The organism is Streptomyces sp. NPDC085927 (assembly GCF_044540975.1).
GTDB lineage: Bacteria > Actinomycetota > Actinomycetes > Streptomycetales > Streptomycetaceae > Streptomyces > Streptomyces hirsutus.
This window is the reverse complement of record NZ_JBITSN010000009.1, coordinates 1-18,402: the sequence shown is the minus strand read 5'-3', so window position 1 is coordinate 18,402 and position 18,402 is coordinate 1. Positions and strand designations below refer to the sequence as shown.

Annotated in this window: 12 protein-coding genes; 11 read left to right on the top strand and 1 reads right to left on the bottom strand. The window is 71.7% G+C overall.

Annotated features, from left to right (window positions below; all coding sequences use genetic code 11):
- Positions 1–135: 135 nt before the first annotated feature.
- On the bottom strand, positions 136–3,255 hold the full coding sequence (locus ACIF80_RS23020) for a glycoside hydrolase family 2 TIM barrel-domain containing protein (protein ID WP_399807604.1): 3,120 nt from the start codon (positions 3,253–3,255) through the stop codon (positions 136–138).
- A gap of 178 nt (positions 3,256–3,433) precedes the next feature.
- On the opposite strand from ACIF80_RS23020, the gene ACIF80_RS23015 reads away from it, so the two are divergent.
- The 11 genes from ACIF80_RS23015 (at position 3,434) to ACIF80_RS22965 (ending at position 18,157) form a co-directional block, all read left to right on the top strand.
- A complete protein-coding gene (locus ACIF80_RS23015; protein WP_399807601.1) occupies positions 3,434–4,498 on the top strand; it encodes a LacI family DNA-binding transcriptional regulator in 1,065 nt (354 codons plus the stop codon).
- A 371-nt stretch (positions 4,499–4,869) separates the two neighbouring features.
- On the top strand, positions 4,870–6,414 hold the full coding sequence (locus ACIF80_RS23010) for a hypothetical protein (protein WP_399807598.1): 1,545 nt from the start codon (positions 4,870–4,872) through the stop codon (positions 6,412–6,414).
- A gap of 970 nt (positions 6,415–7,384) precedes the next feature.
- A complete protein-coding gene (locus ACIF80_RS23005; RefSeq protein WP_399807595.1) occupies positions 7,385–8,236 on the top strand; it encodes a fumarylacetoacetate hydrolase family protein in 852 nt (283 codons plus the stop codon).
- 11 nt (positions 8,237–8,247) lie between these two features.
- Positions 8,248–9,645 (top strand): L-fuconate dehydratase, encoded by a 1,398-nt coding sequence (locus ACIF80_RS23000; RefSeq protein ID WP_399807593.1) that lies wholly within the window; start codon positions 8,248–8,250, stop codon positions 9,643–9,645.
- The gene (locus ACIF80_RS22995) at positions 9,642–10,403 is read left to right on the top strand and encodes an SDR family NAD(P)-dependent oxidoreductase (protein ID WP_399807590.1); all 762 of its coding nucleotides are present in this window, start codon (positions 9,642–9,644) and stop codon (positions 10,401–10,403) included. Before ACIF80_RS23000 ends, ACIF80_RS22995 begins: the two co-directional genes overlap by 4 nt.
- A 2-nt stretch (positions 10,404–10,405) precedes the next feature.
- Positions 10,406–11,389, top strand: coding sequence for an aldo/keto reductase (locus ACIF80_RS22990; protein ID WP_399808230.1), 984 nt, complete (start codon positions 10,406–10,408; stop codon positions 11,387–11,389).
- Positions 11,390–11,425: 36 nt separating this feature from the next.
- On the top strand, positions 11,426–11,737 hold the full coding sequence (locus ACIF80_RS22985; protein WP_399807589.1) for an L-rhamnose mutarotase: 312 nt from the start codon (positions 11,426–11,428) through the stop codon (positions 11,735–11,737).
- Positions 11,725–12,633 carry an amidohydrolase family protein gene (locus ACIF80_RS22980; RefSeq protein ID WP_399807586.1) on the top strand — a complete coding sequence of 303 codons (909 nt, stop codon included), beginning with the start codon at positions 11,725–11,727 and terminating at the stop codon, positions 12,631–12,633. Before ACIF80_RS22985 ends, ACIF80_RS22980 begins: the two co-directional genes overlap by 13 nt.
- Before the next feature lie 336 nt (positions 12,634–12,969).
- Positions 12,970–13,893 carry an LLM class F420-dependent oxidoreductase gene (locus ACIF80_RS22975; protein ID WP_399807584.1) on the top strand — a complete coding sequence of 308 codons (924 nt, stop codon included), beginning with the start codon at positions 12,970–12,972 and terminating at the stop codon, positions 13,891–13,893.
- Between the two features lie 200 nt (positions 13,894–14,093).
- Complete coding sequence (locus tag ACIF80_RS22970) at positions 14,094–15,557, top strand: 3' terminal RNA ribose 2'-O-methyltransferase Hen1 (RefSeq protein WP_399807581.1); 1,464 nt, start codon at positions 14,094–14,096, stop codon at positions 15,555–15,557.
- Complete coding sequence (locus ACIF80_RS22965; protein ID WP_399807579.1) at positions 15,554–18,157, top strand: polynucleotide kinase-phosphatase; 2,604 nt, start codon at positions 15,554–15,556, stop codon at positions 18,155–18,157. Before ACIF80_RS22970 ends, ACIF80_RS22965 begins: the two co-directional genes overlap by 4 nt.
- The last annotated feature ends 245 nt before the right edge of the window (positions 18,158–18,402 follow it).

Genomic DNA, 18,402 nt, shown 5'->3' with positions numbered 1-18,402 from the left:
GGATGGTCGTGCCTCGCGGACGGCACCGGATTCGCTCCGCGCTTCCCGAGGTCTACCCGCCGTTTCACGATAGATCGGATGTGTGAGGGGGCTTATCGGTATTAGACCCTCGGCTATCACGAGTTTGCAAGAGCTTCATCGGATGAATCCGGGCGTCGTTGCGAAATCGATGACGGCTCGCAGGGGGCGCGGGCGCAGCGCGTGGGCGGGGCGTACGTCGGGACCGCAGGAACGGCTGCCCAGCCCGTGCTGGGCCAGGTCGAGGTACAGGTGTGCCGCCGAGGACGCAGGGAGCTCGAACGGATGGGCCACGCCGGTCAACTGGTGCGCGCTCCACGGACGCAGCGAGAAGCCCACGGCGCCCTCCACCACACGTATGCCGAGGCCGGGACGGACGTCACCGGCATCGAGGCGCAGGGTGCGCAGCTCCGACCTGTGGCCGCCCTCCTGGGGCCGCGCCTGCGGCTCGACGAAGTCGTGCAGGTCCGCCGCGTAGGTGCCCATCGTCACGCCGGCCCGCATGTCGGGGTACGACTCGCCCGGCCCGAGGCCGAACCAGCTCGCTCTCCACGGCCCGGGCGGCAGGGCGAGGTGGAGGCCCGCGCGGGGCCACGTGCCGTGCCACGGACCGTACGGGTCGAGGGTGATCGCGCAGCGGACGCCGCCCTTTTCGGCCGACCAGAGCAGTCGCGCCGTCACGCCCCAGGGCAGCGCCGCCGGCGCCCACCGGGAGACGGCGAGCAGTCCTGACGGCGACGGTGAGACCTCGACGGTGCGGCGTTCCAGCCGGTCCAGCCCGCGCTCGCGCCACCGGTCCGCCGCGGAGGGGCCACGGACGCCGGCTCCTGCCCCGCCGGTCGTCGCGGGGTCGTGCTCCTCGTAGTCCAGTGGTCCGTGCCCGAGGTCGTTGTCGGTGGGGGCACGCCACAGCTCGAGTCCGAAGGCGAGCAGGGGCAGGTCTCCGATGTGTGCGGGGTCGCCGGTGCGTGGATCGAACGTCACGTCGCCGAGGCGCAGGGCGCCGCCGTCGGCGACCGGCACCACCCCGGTCGTGCGTCCGGTGCCGGACGGGGTCGCCGGACGGGCCGTGACGCCGGTGACGGTGCGGGGGCGCCCCTGCCACCGGTGGAACACATGCCCGGCATCGCACCAGGCCGTGGCCGTCGCGGCCCGCACGGTGAGGGTGAGCCAGACCTCGGGCCGGCCGGGTTCGACGGACGCCAGCGCCGTCCGCAGTTCCTCCGGGCACCTCAGTACGCTGCGCCGGTCCGGCGGAAGCGGTCCGCAGGGCAGCACGCCTTCGGCGACGAGACCCTCCTCGGTCTCCAGGCGCCAGCCCACCGAAAGGTCCTCGGTGGTGGTGAACCGGCGGCGCGAGTCGACCACGATGTCCTGGCCGCGGGTCCACTCCGCCTTCACCGGTGCGACCAGACGGGCCCAGTCGGTCAGCCCGGAGGTGGGGGTGCCGTCCGCCCGTACCATGCCGTCGGCGAGGAACGTCCCGTCGTGCAGACGTTCACCGAAGTCGCCGCCGTACGCCTGGAAGGGCTGCCCGTCCGGTGTCTCGGCGCGGAGTGTGTGGTCGCGCCACTCCCACACGAACCCGCCGGCGATCCGGGGCGTGGAGTCGATCAGCTCGGTGTAGTCGCGCGCACCGCCCGGGCCGGTTCCCATCGCGTGGAGGTACTCGACCAGCAGGTACGGCAGAGCGCGGGCCCGCTCGGCCTGTTCGGGAGTGACCGCGGCGGCCGGATGGTGCGGTACGGCGATCGGCCCGTCCTCGGCGAGGAACGCCTGGATCTCCTCGATCGCCGGATACATGCGGCCGTACACCTGGGTGTACTCGGCGGCGTGGTCGCCTTCGTAGTGCACCGGCCGGGAGGGGTCCCGCTCCTTGATCCAGCGCGCCATGGCCGCGAGGTTCTCACCGGTGCCGCACTCGTTGCCCAGGGACCAGCAGATCACGCTGGGATGGTTCTTGTCCCGCTCCACCATGCGTCGCGCCCGGTCGAGCAGGTTGTCCCGCCAGGCCGGGTCGTCGCACGGATTGCGCCGCCACCGGTCGATCTCGAAACCGTGCGTCTCCAGGTCGCATTCCAGCATCACCCAGAAGCCCATTTCGTCGGCCAGGTCGAGCAGCCGGGGGTGCGGCGGGTAGTGGGCGGTGCGGATGGCGTCGACGTTGTGCCGCTTCATCAGTGCCAGATCGGCCCTGGCCCGGTCCTCGTCGAAGACGCGTCCTTCCTCGGTGTCGATCTCGTGCCGGTTCATGCCGCGCAACGTGATCGCACGCCCGTTGGCCCGCAGCACCCCGTCGGTGATGTCCACCGTGCGGAACCCCGTGCGCAGCCGGACCGTCTCGCCGCGCGCGGCCACCACGACGTCGTGGAGCACGGGATCCTCGGCGGACCAGGGCCGTACCGCGCCGACCTCCACCGGAGCGACGTCCGCCGGCGAGTGCCACGTCAGATCCACGTCCAGTTCCGGCACGCTCAGACGTACCGGCCAGGCGGCGGGCGCGGCCCGCAGGTCGACCTCCAGGTGCCCGTGGCCGCTGTGGTGGTCGTAACCGGCCCGCACCCAGACGTCGTCGACGCAGCCGACGGGCCGCCGCAGCAGCCGCACCTCACGGAAGACGCCCGGGAGCCACCACTGGTCCTGGTCCTCCAAGTAGCTGCCGGCGGACCACTGGTGCACCCGCATCGAGACCAGATTCCGGCCGGCGACCAGGAAGTCCGTCACGTCGAAGTCCTGGACGAGCCGCGAGCCGGTACGCAACCCGACCTCGTGGCCGTTGACCCAGATGCGGGCCATCGACTCGATCCCGTCGGTACGCAGCAGCACCCGGCCGCCGTCCAGCCAGTGGGCGGGCACGTCCGTCCAGCGACGGTGGTCTCCGGTCGGGTTGGCGTCCGGGACGTGTGGCGGATCCAGCGGGAACGGGTAGACCACATTGGTGTAGCTCGGCCTGCTGTACCGCCCGTCGGGCGGAAGCACCCAGTGGCCCGGCACGGTGATCTCGTCCCAGTCCCCGTCGTCCAGTGCCGGATCCTCGACGGCGTGCGGGCTCGCCGCGACGGGCGAGTAGCGGAACCTCCACCGGCCGCCCAGATCGATGCGTCCGGCATCACTGGTCACCGCCGCCACCGGGGCGGTGCGCGATCCGGCGCCCGGTGCGGTGGACGTGAGATACGTGACCGGACCGGTCGGGGCCGGGGGAGCGGCGGGCGTCCCGGACGGAAGCCGTCTCGGCATCAAGATCCTCCAACGGTGGGCCCTGGCCGGCGCCGGAGCGTGCGTCGATCACGGGGGGACTTCGGGGCCAGGGTGGGATGCGGCGCAACCTATCACGAGTTTGCCAGGGGTTTTCTGGACATTGTGGAGGCGTTTTCGATGCCGTCCGGCCCTTGTGCGCTGTGCCAGACTTGCGCCCATGGCCCGCGCATCACGCAGTGACGTAGCCCGACTCGCCGGGGTAGCACCGACCACCGTCTCCAACGTCCTCAACGGCCGTGCGGAGGCGCTCAGGATGTCCCCCGCGACGGTGGAGCGGGTCCGTGCCGCCGCCCTGCAACTGCAGTACGTCCCCCAGGCGTCGGCGCGGGCCCTGCGCGGCGGCCGCTCCCACACGCTCGGTCTGCTGCTCGCGGCGTTGCCGCCCTCGCCGTACGTACCGGTCGTCTACGACGTGCTCACCGCCGCGATCGTCCAGGCCCAGCGGCGCGAGCGCTTCCTGTTCCCGGTGGTCCAGCCGGAGCACGGGGAGGACACCGCCTACGTCGACCAGATGCTGGCCGACGTGGACCTGGCGGGAGTGGTCTGTGAGTATTCGCCACGCAACGCTCTGGCCGGTCAGCGCCTCGTCGACATGGATGTACCGGTCGTCTGGATGTCGCTCGACTCACCGTCCGAGGAGCGGCCCGGCATCGCGCACGTGCACGCGGACGAGCGGCCCGGCGTGCGGGACGTACTGTCACGTCTGCGGATCGGTGACGACCGGAGACTGGGCGTGCTCGTCGGACCGGTGTACCGCACCGAGCGCCTCGACGTCGCCAAAGAACTCTTCCCCGGCCGCGTCGAGTTGATCGAGGCGGAGTCCTGGCTGCCGGACGCCGGTCTGTCCGCGACCCGTGGGGCCCTGGCGCGTCACCGTGATCTCGGGGCTCTGTTCTGCGCCGACGACCTGCTGGCCCTCGGCGCGCTGCAGGCCTGCGCCGGCATCGGCCTTGCCGTACCCGACGAGATGTCGATCGTCGGGTTCGGCGGCTACGACCTCAGCGGATTCAGCCACAGTGAACTGACCACCGTGCACTGGCCGCTGCGGGATCTGGCGGCGACGGCGGTCGACACCCTCGTCGATCATCTGAGCTCCTCCGGTTCCCGGTCCCCGCTCGATTCCGCGCCCGTCACCTCCGTGCTGCCGTCCACGGCGGTGGTGCGCGGCTCGGCGTTGCTCGCGCCGGAGCCGCTGCGAGGTCCTCGGGCAGCACAGGCGTAGGTCTCTCCTGCCGTCACCCGTGGTGTGCCGCAGTGGTCGGAGCGACCCGGAAAGCCCGGATACCCGTCGACTCATCGGATGAATCATCCCCTCGCCCATGAGGGGATAGGTCTCCCAGCCAGGTCGAGGGAGGGTTTGACGAAATGCGACGAGTGTATTGACCGTCAGTCATCCGATGACTCATCATCGGTCATCGACGTGCTCCGACTGCCGCCGCAGACCCTCGTCAGGTGTGCCGGCGTCGCGGCGCCCCATGCGTCAGGGAGCCGTCGAAGGTCGCACCTCGTCCCGTCTCGACCTCGTCGTCCGGCAACACGAGGGCCCGGTGCGGCCGTGCGCTGTCCTTACAGCCCGTCCGGAAGGAAAACGCCATGCGCGATCGCAGGGACCACAACTCCTCGACGGTGAGCCGACGCACCCTTCTCCGCGCCGCCGGCCTCGGGGCCGCCGCCACCGCGGGGCTGAGCCTGGGCGGACCCCTCTCCGCTCCCGCCGCCGCAGCCGCCGCGGCCACCCAGCTGTCCCGGGTGGATGCCGCCTTCATCCGCAGAGGCCTGGTGCACTGTGCCTGGGTGGCCCAGAGCATCGACAACCGCTGGCAGCCCAGCCCTCAGCGGTTCAAGGACAGCGGCTTCACCACGCCCACCTTCTACGACACGCCCCTGTGGGACAGTGCGCTGCTGGCCGGGCTCCCCGGATACACCTGGGCGGCAGCCAAGGGCCCGGCCGGCCAGCACCTCAACGCACAGAATCCGCCCGACCTCACCAAGCCCGTCCTCACGGCGGACCAGCGCACCCGTACCGACGACCTGTTCACCATGTGCTTCGGCGACGAGGAGAACTACTCCGACCAGCTGGTGGACTGGCTCGTACAGCTCACCGCCAAGCTGCGCCAGGAGGCCCCCGACGCCCTGATGCACACCAACCAGTACGTGAACCAGTGGAACGACACGCAGATCAAGAACTACATGGCGAGGGTCGGGCCCGACCTGCTGACCTACGACGAGTACAACTTCTCGATGCGGTCGTCCTACGCGGGCGGCAGCGTCACGGGTCTCTACAACAGCACGTCCCGCTACCGTCGGCTGGCGATGGGAGGCAACGACCAGGCCTTCACCAGTCCCATCGCCTTCGGCCAGTACACGATGGGCTTCCGCTCGGGCGACGCCCCGTCACAGGAGGGCGGTCAGTACGTCGTCTCCGAGTCGGAGCAGTCCATCGTCAGCTATGTCACCTGGGCGCTGGGCGGCAAGTGGCTCAACCTTTTCCGCTGGGAGAAGGACGCGCACCCGACCTCGCTGCTGGTGCGCAAGGACGCGAACAGCACGCCCACCGTGCAGGCAGAGCGGTACGTCACCCTCAACCGGCGCATGAAGGCGTTCTCGCCGTACCTGAGCCGGCTGCACAGCAAGAAGGCGTTCATCGCCCTGGGGCGCAATTCCGGCGGGTACAACACCCAGCCGTGGCTCGACGTCTTCACACCCTCCCTCGACCCGGACACCCGGCTGTCCACGATCAGCTCGGAAAACGTCGGCGGCGCCAACGGCGGACTGCCGGGGGACGTCCTCGTCGGTACCTTCAGGCCGATCCCCGACATGTCGGCGGCAGAGGCGGCCGGAATCTTCACCGACCCCGCGACCCCGGTGTTCATGGTGGTCAACGGGATGGCCGTGCCCAACACCGTCAAGACCGACGAGCACGGGACCGGAGGCTCCAGCGCCGACACGGCACAGAACGTCATCCTCACCTTCGACCTCTCCGACGGCTCGGTCCGCCCCGACCAACTGCGCATGCTCAACGCCGCCACCAACCAGGTCGTCACCCCCGCCCTCACCGCCAAGGGCAACGGCACGTACGAGTTGCGCAAGTACATGGGCGGCGGCACGGGTGAGCTCTTCTGGTGGCAACTCGGCTGACCGGCAGGCGCACGGAACGTCATGCGGAGCCGCCGGGCCGCGGGGATCGCCCCGTGGACCCGCGCGACGGCCGGGCGGTGACCCCGATCGGCCTGATGGCACGGGCGCGTTCAAGGCACCGGTCTCACCCGCGCCTTGAACGCGCCGTGACCGTCACACGTGTCGTGCGCGGACTGCCGCCCCTCCTCGTCGCGGTGCGGTCGGCACGAGAGCCGGCCTGCACCGGGACGCGGTCCTCCGGCAGCGTGACGAACAGCTCCGTCCGGGGCGTTCCCCGAAGCGGCGACCGCCGTGCTCCGACGTGCCGGCCTACGGCGGGGAGCGTCGCCGACGGCACTCCGCGGGGCAGCGCCGCCCGGTCCGGACGCCGTCGCCGGCCCACGCGGCACAGGCGGCGGGCGGAGATCCACGGCCGCTGTCCGACATGACCCGGACCGGCTCCGGCGCCCGCCGCGCCGCCGACCGGCTCCCGCGGGCCGTGCCGGAGCGGAATCGCCGACGGTGGCGCCGTCGGCACGATCGCCTGTGCGCGGGCGGTGGCTCCGATACCTCGGTGAGGCCGGTGGGAACCGTGCCGCGGCACGGGCGTGGAGGATGCGGGAGGACCCCCTCGGGATACCGGTCCGGGGAGGCCCGGCCCGTGTGCCCGAAGGACCGGTTCGTGATGACGTCATCAGTCATCGGACGACTGATGGGGGATCTGCGGTCGCATGAGTCGAAGGGCGGCCCGCCCCGGAGGTTCGGGTGGAGCCCGGACTGTGCTGCGGGAACCTCGCCCGCGGATCGTCGACGGCAGTGATCTCCCTGCTGAACTGCCCATATGGGGAGATCGAAGCAATGAATGGTGCACGGTGTCAAGGTCTCGCTTGCGGTGGGCCGGTGGTCGCTCGTATGGTCAGAGCTCTGTTGAGTCATCCGATGTATTGATCGATGAATCTCTGGGGCTCCGGAGTGACGACGGGAGAAGGACATGAAGCTGCTGCGGGTCGGGGAGCCGGGGGCGGAGATTCCGGCGGTCCTCGACGGGGACGGCACGGTGTTCGGGATAACGGATGTCACCGCTGATGTCGACGTGGCGTTCCTCGCCTCCGGCGGAGTCGACCGGGTCAGGGAGGCACTGGCCGCGGGGACACTGCCGCGCCTGGAGGTGGAGGGAAGGCGGATCGGCGCTCCCGTCAGCCGGCCGGGCAAGGTGGTGTGCGTGGGGCTCAACTACCGGGACCACGCCGAGGAGACGGGCGCGGCCGTCCCCGAACGGCCGGTGGTCTTCATGAAGGACGCCTCCACCGTCGTGGGCCCGTACGACCCGGTACGGATCCCCCGTGGCTCGGTGAAGACCGACTGGGAGGTCGAACTCGCCGTCGTCATCGGCACCCAGGCCCGTTACCTGGCGAGCCCCGCCGAGGCCGCCGGTCACATCGCCGGCTACGCGATCAGCAACGACGTCTCCGAGCGGGAGTTCCAGCTCGAGTACTCCGCGCAGTGGGACCTCGGCAAGTCCTGCGAGACCTTCAACCCGCTGGGCCCCTGGCTGGTGACCCCTGACGAGGCGGGCGACCCGCAGGCCCTCGGGCTGCGTCTGTCCGTCAACGGCGAGGTCCGCCAGGACGGCGACACCAAGAACATGATCTTCGACGTCGCGTACCTCGTCTGGTATCTGAGCCAGTACATGGTGCTGCGCCCCGGCGACGTCATCAACACCGGTACTCCGGCCGGTGTGGCCCTCGGCCTGCCCGGCACCCCGTACCTGCGCGCAGGCGATGTGGTCGAGCTGTCCATCGACGGGCTCGGCACCCAGCGCCAGACGCTCATCAACGCGTGAAAGGCACCGAGTTGTCCGCAACCACCGCGCGGATCACCGCCGTCGACACCTACGACGTCCGCTTCCCGACCTCACGGGAACTGGACGGGTCCGACGCGATGAATCCCGACCCCGACTACTCCGCCGCCTACGTCGTCCTGCGGACCCCGGAAGGGTGCCACGAGGGCCACGGTTTCACCTTCACCATCGGCCGCGGCAACGACGTCCAGGTCGCCGCGATCAACGCGTTGTCCGAGCACATCGTCGGACGTCCGGTCGCCGGACTGTGCGCCGATCCCGGTTCCCTGTACCGCGACCTGATCGGTGACAGCCAGCTGCGCTGGCTCGGGCCGGAGAAGGGCGTGATGCACATGGCCATCGGCGCGGTCGTCAACGCGGTCTGGGATCTGGCGGCCAAACGCGAGGGCAAACCGCTGTGGCGGCTGCTCGCCGACGCCGACCCCGCATGGCTGGTCTCCCAGATCGACTTCCGCTACCTCACCGACGCCCTGACCCCGGGCGAAGCCCTGGAACTGCTGAGCGGGGGCAGGCAGGGCGCCGCCGGCCGGGCCGCCGAGCTGCTGCGCCGCGGCTACCCCGCCTACACCACGTCCCCGGGCTGGCTGGGCTACTCCGACGAGAAGCTCACCCGCCTCGCCGAACAGGCCGTCGCCGAGGGTTTCACCCAGATCAAGCTCAAGGTCGGCGCCGACCTGCAGGACGACATCCGCCGCTGCCGCGCCGCGCGCAAGGCCGTGGGACCGGACATCCGGATGGCCGTCGACGCCAACCAGCGGTGGAACGTCGACGAGGCCGTCGAATGGACGAAGGCCCTCGCCGAGTTCGACCCGTACTGGATCGAGGAGCCCACCAGCCCCGACGACGTCCTCGGACACGCCGCCATCCGGCGCGGTGTCCACCCCGTCAAGGTCGCCACCGGCGAACACGTCCACAACCGCATCGTCTTCAAGCAACTCCTCCAGGCCGAGGCCATCGACGTCCTCCAGCTGGACTCCGCCCGGGTGGCAGGCGTCAACGAGAACCTCGCCATCCTGCTGCTGGCCGCCAAGTTCGGCGTGCCGGTGTGCCCGCACGCCGGCGGAGTCGGACTGTGCGAACTGGTCCAGCACCTGTCGATGTTCGACTACGTGGCCCTCACCGGCACCACCCAGGACCGCGTGATCGAGTACGTCGACCACCTCCACCAGCACTTCATCGATCCGGTCGTGATCACCGACGGGCACTACCGGGCACCCACCTCGCCCGGCTTCTCCGCCACCATGCACCAGTCCACCCTCGACACCTACCGCTACCCGGACGGAGCGTTCTGGGCGGCCGACGCGGCCCTGGCCGAGGCCGGCGCAGTCACGACGGACACGGACACGACGGTCACGGACACAGACACGAGGGAAGCGCAGGTCCACGCATGAAGACCGAACTCGCCGGACTCACCGCCCTGGTCACCGGAGGCGCCTCCGGTATCGGACTGGCCACCGCCCAGTTGCTGAGCGCACGCGGCGCGGACGTCGCCGTCCTCGACCTCGACCCGAGCGAAGTGAGCGCCCCGCTGCGCGGACTGACCGCCGACGTCACCGACGACGACTCCGTCCGTACCGCCGTCGAAGCGGCGGCCCGGGCGCTCGGCGGCATCGACATCCTGGTCAACAACGCCGGTATCGGCGCCGCCGGAACGGTCGTGGACAACCCCGACGAGCAGTGGCACCACGTGCTCGACGTCAACGTCCTCGGCATCGTCCGCACCACCCGGGCCGCCCTTCCGTACCTGCGCGACTCGGCCTCTGCCGCAGTGGTCAACACCTGCTCCGTCGCCGCCACCGCCGGACTGCCCCAGCGCGCCCTCTACTCGGCGAGCAAGGGCGCCGTGCTCTCGCTCACCCTGGCCATGGCCGCCGACCACGTCCGCGAGGGAATCCGGGTCAACTGCGTCAACCCCGGCACCGTCGACACCCCATGGGTCGGGCGGCTGCTGCACGCGGCCGACGACCCGGCCGCCGAACGTGCCGCGCTCGACGGGCGCCAGCCCACCGGCCGCCTGGTCACCGCCCAGGAGGTGGCCGCCGCCATTGCCTACCTCGTCTCCCCGGCCGCCGGCAGCACCACCGGCACCGCCCTCGCGGTCGACGGCGGCATGGCGGGCCTGCGCCTGCGACCGGAGCCCACGCCGTGACCCTGCGCCAGAACCGGCTCGGCGGCAGCGCGGTACGGGTCAGCGAACTCTCCTTCGGCGCGGCCGCCATCGGGAACCTCTTCACCCCGGTCACCGACCAGCAGGCCGACCGAGCCGTGACCGCCGCCTGGGACGCGGGCGTACGGTACTTCGACACCGCCCCGCACTACGGCCTCGGCCTGTCCGAACGGCGCCTGGGCGCCGCCCTTCGCCACTGCCCCCGAAACGAGTACACCCTGTCGACCAAGGTCGGCCGGCTGCTCGAACCCGCGGACACCGGCGGAACCGACCTCGCGGCCGGCTTCGCCGTCCCCGCCACCCACCGCCGCGTCCGGGACTTCAGCGCCGAGGGTGTACGCCGCTCCCTCACCGAGAGCCTCGAACGCCTCGGCCTCGACCGCATCGACATCGCCTACGTGCACGATCCGGACGACCACATCGAGCAGGCGCTGGAGGAGACGTATCCGGAGCTGGAACGGCTGCGCGCGGAAGGCGTGCTCGGCGCGATCGGCGTCGGCATGAACCGGACCGGGCCGCTGACGCGCTTCATCCGCGAGACCGACATCGACGCCGTCCTCCTGGCCGGCCGCTACACCCTGCTCGACCAGGGGGGACTCGGTGAACTGCTGCCCCTCGCGGCCGACCGCGGCGTGGGCGTCGTGATCGGCGGAGTCTTCAACTCCGGTCTCCTCGCGGACCCGCGTCCCGGTGCCACGTTCGACTACGCCACCGCACCCCATGACCTCGTGGCACGCGCCCTCGACCTCCAGAGGGTCTGCGAGCGGCACGGAGTGCCGCTGCGTGCCGCGGCTCTGCGCTTCCCGTTCGGGCATCCGGCCGTCGCGAGCGTCCTGGTCGGGACCCGCAGCGCCGCCGAGGCGGAGGATTCCGCAGCCGCCCTCCACCGGCCCGTTCCCCAGGCGCTGTGGGCGGAGCTCAAGGAACACGGACTGCTCCCGCCGGACGTCCCGACCCCCGCACCCTGAACGTCGTCGTCGAACCCGCCCCCACCCGGAGCAGTCATGAGAATCGCCCTGCACACCCGAGTACGCGAGGACCGGATCGCCCCGTACGAGGCCGCACACCGTGAGGTGCCCACCGAGCTGACCAGCGCCATCCGAGCCGCCGGCGTCAGCTCGTGGACCATCTGGCGCAGCGGATGCGAACTGTTCCACCTGCTGGAGTGCGAGGACTACGCCCGTCTGCTCGCCGAACTGGAGAGCCTTCCGGTCAACATCGCCTGGCAGGCGCGGATGGCCGACCTCCTCGACGTCGTCCACGACTACTCCGAGGCGGGCACCGAGGCGGGACTTCCGGTGGTGTGGGAGCTGTGACCGGACGGCGGATCATCGACGCGCACCACCACGTCTGGGACCTCACCGCCCGGCCCCAGCCGTGGATCACGGGGAAGGCCCTCGCCCCGCTCGCCCGCTCCTTCTCGGCCGCGGACCTCGCCACCGAGGCGCGAGCGGCGGGAGTGACCGGCACGGTCGTCGTCCAGACCGTCTGCGTACCCGAGGAGACACCCGAACTGCTCGCCCTGGCCGCAGGCAGCGACCTGATCGCGGGGGTCGTCGGATGGACCGACCTCACCGCCCCGGACGTCGCCGACGCGATCGCCACCCTGCGTGAACGGCCCGGCGGCGACCGGCTGGCCGGCATCCGCCACCAGGTCCAGGACGAACCGGACCCGTGCTGGCTGCTACGCCCGGACGTACAGCGAGGGCTGGCCGCTGTCGCCGCGGCCGGGCTCGTCTACGACCTCGTCGTCAAGCCGCACCAACTGGCCGCGGCGACCGACGCGGCAGCCCTGCTCCCAGGACTGACCTTCGTCCTCGACCACCTCGGCAAACCCCCGATCGCCACCGGCGCGCTCGAGCCGTGGGCCGCAGACCTGCGCCGCCTGGCCGCTCTGCCCAACACCGTCTGCAAGCTCTCCGGCCTGGTCACCGAAGCCGCCCCCGGCACCTGGCGGATCGAGGATCTCCGCCCCTATGCCGAGACCGCCCTGGACGCCTTCGGCCCACAGCGGCTGATGTTCGGATCCGACTGGCCCGTCTGCACCCTGCGGGCGGACTGCACGGCGGTCGTCGACATCGCCGACACGCTCACGGAGGCACTCCACCCAGGTGAGAAGAACGCGGTGTTCCACCGCAATGCCCTCCGCGTCTACGGGCTGGGCAAGCCATTCCGATCGGCGGGGTACACGGCTGACCGCGGCGGAGACTGAACCCGCCGAGTGGAACGCGTTCCGCCAAACGCCGGTGGGCGGCGAACTCCGATCGGTACGGACGGCGGTTGTCTTCCTTCCGGGGGACCTGCCCGGCCGGACGGTGTCCCTTCTCGTGGTGCAGCCGATCAAGCCGCCGGAATCCGTCTCATTACCGCCGAGGACGGGTGTTCCCGCTGGTCGCGCTCGCCGGAGGCAGGAAGGTGAGGGCGCCGGCAGTCCTGCGCACCAGCAGCGGAAGCGTCCCCGGACACTTCGCACACCCGAACGCCCTCGACGACACGGGAGGTACGGCCCGGCCGGACCGTACCGGGTCCGAGCAGGCAGGATGGGGGGATGGATCTCCGTATCTTCACCGAGCCCCAGCAGGGGGCCACCTACGACACCTTGCTCACCGTCGCCAAGGCCACCGAGGACCTCGGCTTCGACGCCTTCTTCCGCTCCGACCACTACCTCAAGATGGGCTCCGTGGACGGCCTGCCCGGCCCCACCGACGCCTGGATCACCCTCGCCGGTCTCGCCCGCGAGACCAAGCGCATCCGGCTCGGCACCCTGATGACCGCGGGCACCTTCCGCCTCCCCGGCGTCCTCGCCATCCAGGTCGCCCAGGTGGACCAGATGTCCGGCGGCCGCGTCGAACTCGGCCTGGGCGCGGGCTGGTTCGAGGACGAGCACAAGGCGTACGGCATCCCCTTCCCGAAGGAGAAGCTCGCCCGCCTGGAGGAGCAGCTGGAGATCGTCACCGGCCTGTGGGCCACGGAGACCGGCCAGACCTACGACTTCCACGGCACGTACTACGACCTCACGCAGTCACCGGCGCTCCCCAAGCCGGCCCAGTCCAAGGTCCCGGTGCTCATCGGCGGCCACGGCGCCGTCCGTACACCCCGGCTCGCCGCGCGGTACGCGGACGAGTTCAACATGCCGTTCGCCTCCCTCGAGGACAGCGAGCGCCAGTTCGGCCGGGTGCGCGCCGCCGCCCAGGAGGCCGGCCGCGACCCGGGCGACCTGGTGTACTCCAACGCGTTGATCGCCTGCGTCGGCAAGGACGAGCAGGAGATCGCCCGCCGCGCCGCCGCGATCGGCCGCGAGCCCGACGAACTGCGGACCAACGGACTGGCGGGCACCCCCGCCGAGGTCGTCGACAAGATCGGCCGCTACGCCGAGATCGGAGCCCGGCGCATCTACCTCCAGATCCTCGACCTGTCCGACCTCGACCACCTGGAACTGATCTCCTCCCAGGTCCAGTCCCAGCTGGGTTAGCCGGACCGGCCGGGCCGGCCGGAACGGCCGAACCGGGCGGGGGCGGCCGGCTGTCCGGCTGCCCCCGGCCCCGCCTCGGCCTCGGCCCCCGCCCCGGCCGAAAATACCCACGGCGTTGGCGCCTCCTCCCTGTACGTTGGCGTGATGCGCGAAATCCCGCGCGTATCCGCAGCTCAGAAGGTGTTCGAGGGGTAACCACCGTGTTCTTGACGATCAGTACCACCGGCGCCCCCGGGCGCCCTGCGACCGACCTCGGTTTCCTGCTGCACAAGCATCCCGAGAACGCACAGGCGTTCTCCACCTCCTACGGCACCGCGCACGTCCTCTACCCCGAGGCGGACGCCGAGCGCTGCACGGCGGCGCTGCTGCTGGAGGTGGACGCGGTGGCACTGGTCCGGCGGGGCAAGGGCAAGGGCCGCGGCGGCGCCCCCGACGCCGCCCTCGCCCAGTACGTCAACGACCGCCCGTACGCGGCGTCCTCGCTGCTCGCCGTCGCGCTCAGCGGCGTCTTCTCCAGCGCGATGCGCGGCGTGTGCAAGGCCCGCCCGGAGCTGCCGGAGCAGCCGCTGCCGCTGCGCATCGAGATACCCGCACTGCCCGCGCGCGGCGGCCCCGCCCTGGTCGGCCGGCTCTTCGAGCCGCTCGGCTGGACGGTCACGGCCGATCCGGTGGCCCTGGACACCGAGTTCCCGGAGTGGGGCGACTCGCGGTACGTCCGCCTCGTCCTGGAGGCGGACACCCTCACCCTCGCCCAGGCGCTGCGGCACCTCTACGTGCTGCTCCCCGTCCTCGACGACGCCAAGCACTACTGGGTCTCCTCCGACGAGGTGGACAAGCTGCTGCGGGCCGGCGAGGGCTGGCTGCCCGGTCACCCGGAGCAGAAGCTGATCATCAGCCGTTACCTCACCCGCCGCTGGTCGCTGACCCGGCAGGCGCTGGAACGGCTCGAGCTGGTCCGGCTGGCCGAGGCGGACGACAGCGACGTCGAGGAGATCGACAACGCCGTCGAGGCGGACACCGGGTCCGAGGAGAGGTTGACCCCGCTCGCCGTGCAGCGCAGGGACGCGATCGTCACCGCGCTCGGTGCCTCCGGTGCCGCCCGTGTGCTCGACCTCGGATGCGGGCAGGGCCAGTTGGTGCAGGAACTGCTGCGGCACCCGGCCTTCACCGAGATCGTCGGCGTCGACGTGTCGATGCGCGCGCTGACCATCGCCTCCCGGCGGCTCAAGCTGGACCGCATGGGGGAGCGGCAGGCGGCGCGGGTGAAGCTCTTCCAGGGCTCGCTGTCGTACACCGACAAGCGGCTCAAGGGGTACGACGCGGCCGTGCTCAGCGAGGTGATCGAGCACCTCGACCTGTCGAGGCTGCCCGCCCTGGAGTACGCCGTGTTCGGCGCGGCCCGCCCCCGCACGGTCCTCGTGACCACACCGAACGTCGAGTACAACGTGCGCTGGGAGAGCCTGCCGGCCGGGCACGCCCGGCACGGCGACCACCGCTTCGAGTGGACCCGTGAGGAGTTCCGCGCCTGGGCGGCCAGGGTCGCCGAACGGCACGGCTACGACGTCGAGTTCGTGCCCGTGGGACCGGACGACCCCGAGGTCGGGCCGCCCACCCAGATGGCCGTGTTCGTGACCGGGGACAAGAAGGAGGCGAAGGCGGCATGAGTAACGGGACCACCGGCGCCCAGCCCAGTGGCAGGGACAGCGAGAACGAGGGCCGGAGCCCGAACCCGGGCCGCGGCCGGGCCCTGCCCGTCACCGACCTCTCCCTCGTCGTGCTCATCGGCGCCTCCGGCTCGGGCAAGTCCACCTTCGCCCGACGCCACTTCAAGCCCACCGAGGTCATCTCCTCCGACTTCTGCCGCGGCCTGGTCGCCGACGACGAGAACGACCAGAGCGCCTCCAAGGACGCCTTCGACGTCCTGCACTACATCGCGGGCAAGCGGCTGGCCGCGGGCCGCCGCACCGTCGTCGACGCCACCAGCGTCCAGCAGGACGCCCGGCGTCAGCTGATCGAGCTGGCCAGGCAGTACGACGTGCTGCCGATAGCCGTCGTGCTCGACGTGCCCGAGGAGGTGTGCGCCGAGCGCAACGCGGCCCGTGCCGACCGCGCCGACCTGCCCCGCCGGGTCGTCCAGCGGCACATCCGCGAACTCCGCCGCTCCCTGCGGCACCTGGAGCGCGAGGGATTCCGCAAGGTGCACGTCCTGCGCGGGGTCGAGGAGGTCGAGAACGCCACCGTCGTCACCGAGAAGCGGTACAACGACCTCACCCACCTCACCGGGCCCTTCGACATCATCGGCGACGTCCACGGCTGTGCCACCGAACTGGAGTCACTGCTCGGCGCGTTGGGCTATGCCGACGGCGTGCACCCCGAGGGCCGCACCGCGGTCTTCGTCGGTGACCTCGTCGACCGCGGCCCGGACAGTCCGGGCGTGCTGCGCCGGGTGATGTCGATGGTGAAGTCGGGCAGCGCGCTGTGCGTCCCCGGCAACCACGAGAACAAGTTCGGCCGGTACCTCAGGGGCCGCAAGGTCCAGCACACCCACGGACTCGCCGAGACCATCGAGCAGATGGACCGGGAGAGCGAGGAATTCCGCGCCGAGGTACGGGAGTTCGTCGACGGCCTGGTCAGCCACTACGTCCTCGACGGCGGCAGGCTCGTGGTCTGTCACGCCGGTCTGCCGGAGAAGTACCACGGCCGCACCTCCGGCCGGGTCCGCTCGCACGCGCTGTACGGCGACACCACCGGCGAGACCGACGAGTTCGGCCTGCCGGTGCGTTACCCGTGGGCGGAGGACTACCGGGGCCGTGCCGCCGTCGTCTACGGCCACACCCCGGTCCCGGAGGCCACCTGGCTCAACAACACCATCTGCCTGGACACCGGCGCCGTCTTCGGCGGCAGGCTCACCGCGCTGCGCTGGCCGGAGCGGGAACTGGTCGACGTACCGGCCGAGCGGGTCTGGTACGAGCCGGCCCGCCCGCTGCGCACCGAGGCCCCCGGCGGGCACGACGGCCGGCCCCTGGACCTCGCCGACGTGCACGGCCGCCGGGCCGTGGAGACCCGGCACGCCGGACGGGTGGCCGTACGCGAGGAGAACGCGGCCGCCGCGCTGGAGGTCATGAGCCGCTTCGCGATCGACCCGCGCCTGCTGCCGTACCTCCCGCCGACCATGGCCCCCACGGCCGCCTCGCACCTGGACGGCTACCTGGAGCACCCGGCCGAGGCGTTCGCCCAGTACAAGGAGGACGGGGTGGAGCGCGTCGTGTGCGAGGAGAAGCACATGGGTTCGCGCGCGGTCGCCCTGGTCTGCCGGGACGCGGACGCGGCCGCCAAGCACTTCGGTGTCGAGGACGGCCCGGCCGGATCGCTCTGCACCCGCACCGGCCGCCCGTTCTTCGACGACACCGCGGTCACCGAGGAGATCCTCGGACGGCTGCGCACGGCGATCACCGACGCCGGGTTGTGGGACACCCTCGGGACCGAATGGCTGCTGCTGGATGCCGAGTTGATGCCGTGGTCGCTGAAGGCGTCCGGGCTGCTGCGCTCCCAGTACGCCGCCGTGGGCGCCGCCAGTGGCGCGGTGTTCCCGGGCGCGCTGGCGGCCCTGGAGAGCGCCGCCGCCCGGGGCGTCGAGGTGGCGGACCTGCTGGAGCGCCAGCGCGAACGGGCCGGTGCGGCCGAAGCGTTCACGCGGGCGTACCGCCGCTACTGCTGGACCACCGACCGGCTGGACGGCGTACGTCTGGCCCCCTTCCAGATCCTCGCGGTCCAGGGCCGCAGCCTCGCCGGGCTGCCGCACGGCGAGCAGCTCGCTCTGCTGGACCGCATGATCGAGCACGACACCACGGGCCTGCTGCAGACCACCCGGCGTCTGTACGTCGACCCCGCCGACCCCGAGTCGGTGCGGGCGGGCGTCGACTGGTGGCTGGAGATGACCGGGCGCGGCGGCGAGGGCATGGTCGTCAAGCCGGTCGGCGCCCTGGTCCGCGACCCGCGGGGCCGCCTGGTGCAGCCCGGCATCAAGTGCCGGGGCCGCGAGTACCTGCGGATCATCTACGGCCCCGAGTACACGCGCCCCGACAACCTGGCCCGGCTGCGCGGCCGCTCACTCGGCCACAAGCGGTCCCTGGCGATCCGCGAGTACGCCCTCGGCCTGGAGGCCCTGGACCGCCTCGCCGAGGGCGAGCCGCTGTGGCGGGTGCACGAGGCGGTCTTCGGCGTCCTGGCCCTGGAGTCGGAGCCCGTCGACCCGCGGCTGTAGCGGACGGACGCGTACGGCGACCTTGCCGGTCCGGACGGACCGGCCGGTCCGGACGGACCGGCCGGTCCGGACGGACCGGCCGGACCGCTCGGGCCGCTCGGGCCGCTCGGGCCGCTCGGGCCGCTCGGGCCGCTCGGGCCGCTCGGGCCGCTCGGGCCGCTCGGGCCGCTCGGGCCGCTCGGGCCGCTCGGGCCGCGCGGGGCCGGCCGGCCGCCCCGGCGGCGGGGGCCCCGCGCCGCGCGGGG

Coding starts and splice junctions, on each gene's coding strand:
- ACIF80_RS23020 (WP_399807604.1), bottom strand. CDS start 3,255: ATGCCGAGACGGCTTCCGTCCGGGACGCCCGCCGCTCCCCCGGCCCCG.
- ACIF80_RS23015 (WP_399807601.1), top strand. CDS start 3,434: ATGGCCCGCGCATCACGCAGTGACGTAGCCCGACTCGCCGGGGTAGCA.
- ACIF80_RS23010 (WP_399807598.1), top strand. CDS start 4,870: ATGCGCGATCGCAGGGACCACAACTCCTCGACGGTGAGCCGACGCACC.
- ACIF80_RS23005 (WP_399807595.1), top strand. CDS start 7,385: ATGAAGCTGCTGCGGGTCGGGGAGCCGGGGGCGGAGATTCCGGCGGTC.
- ACIF80_RS22995 (WP_399807590.1), top strand. CDS start 9,642: ATGAAGACCGAACTCGCCGGACTCACCGCCCTGGTCACCGGAGGCGCC.
- ACIF80_RS22985 (WP_399807589.1), top strand. CDS start 11,426: ATGAGAATCGCCCTGCACACCCGAGTACGCGAGGACCGGATCGCCCCG.
- ACIF80_RS22975 (WP_399807584.1), top strand. CDS start 12,970: ATGGATCTCCGTATCTTCACCGAGCCCCAGCAGGGGGCCACCTACGAC.
- ACIF80_RS22965 (WP_399807579.1), top strand. CDS start 15,554: ATGAGTAACGGGACCACCGGCGCCCAGCCCAGTGGCAGGGACAGCGAG.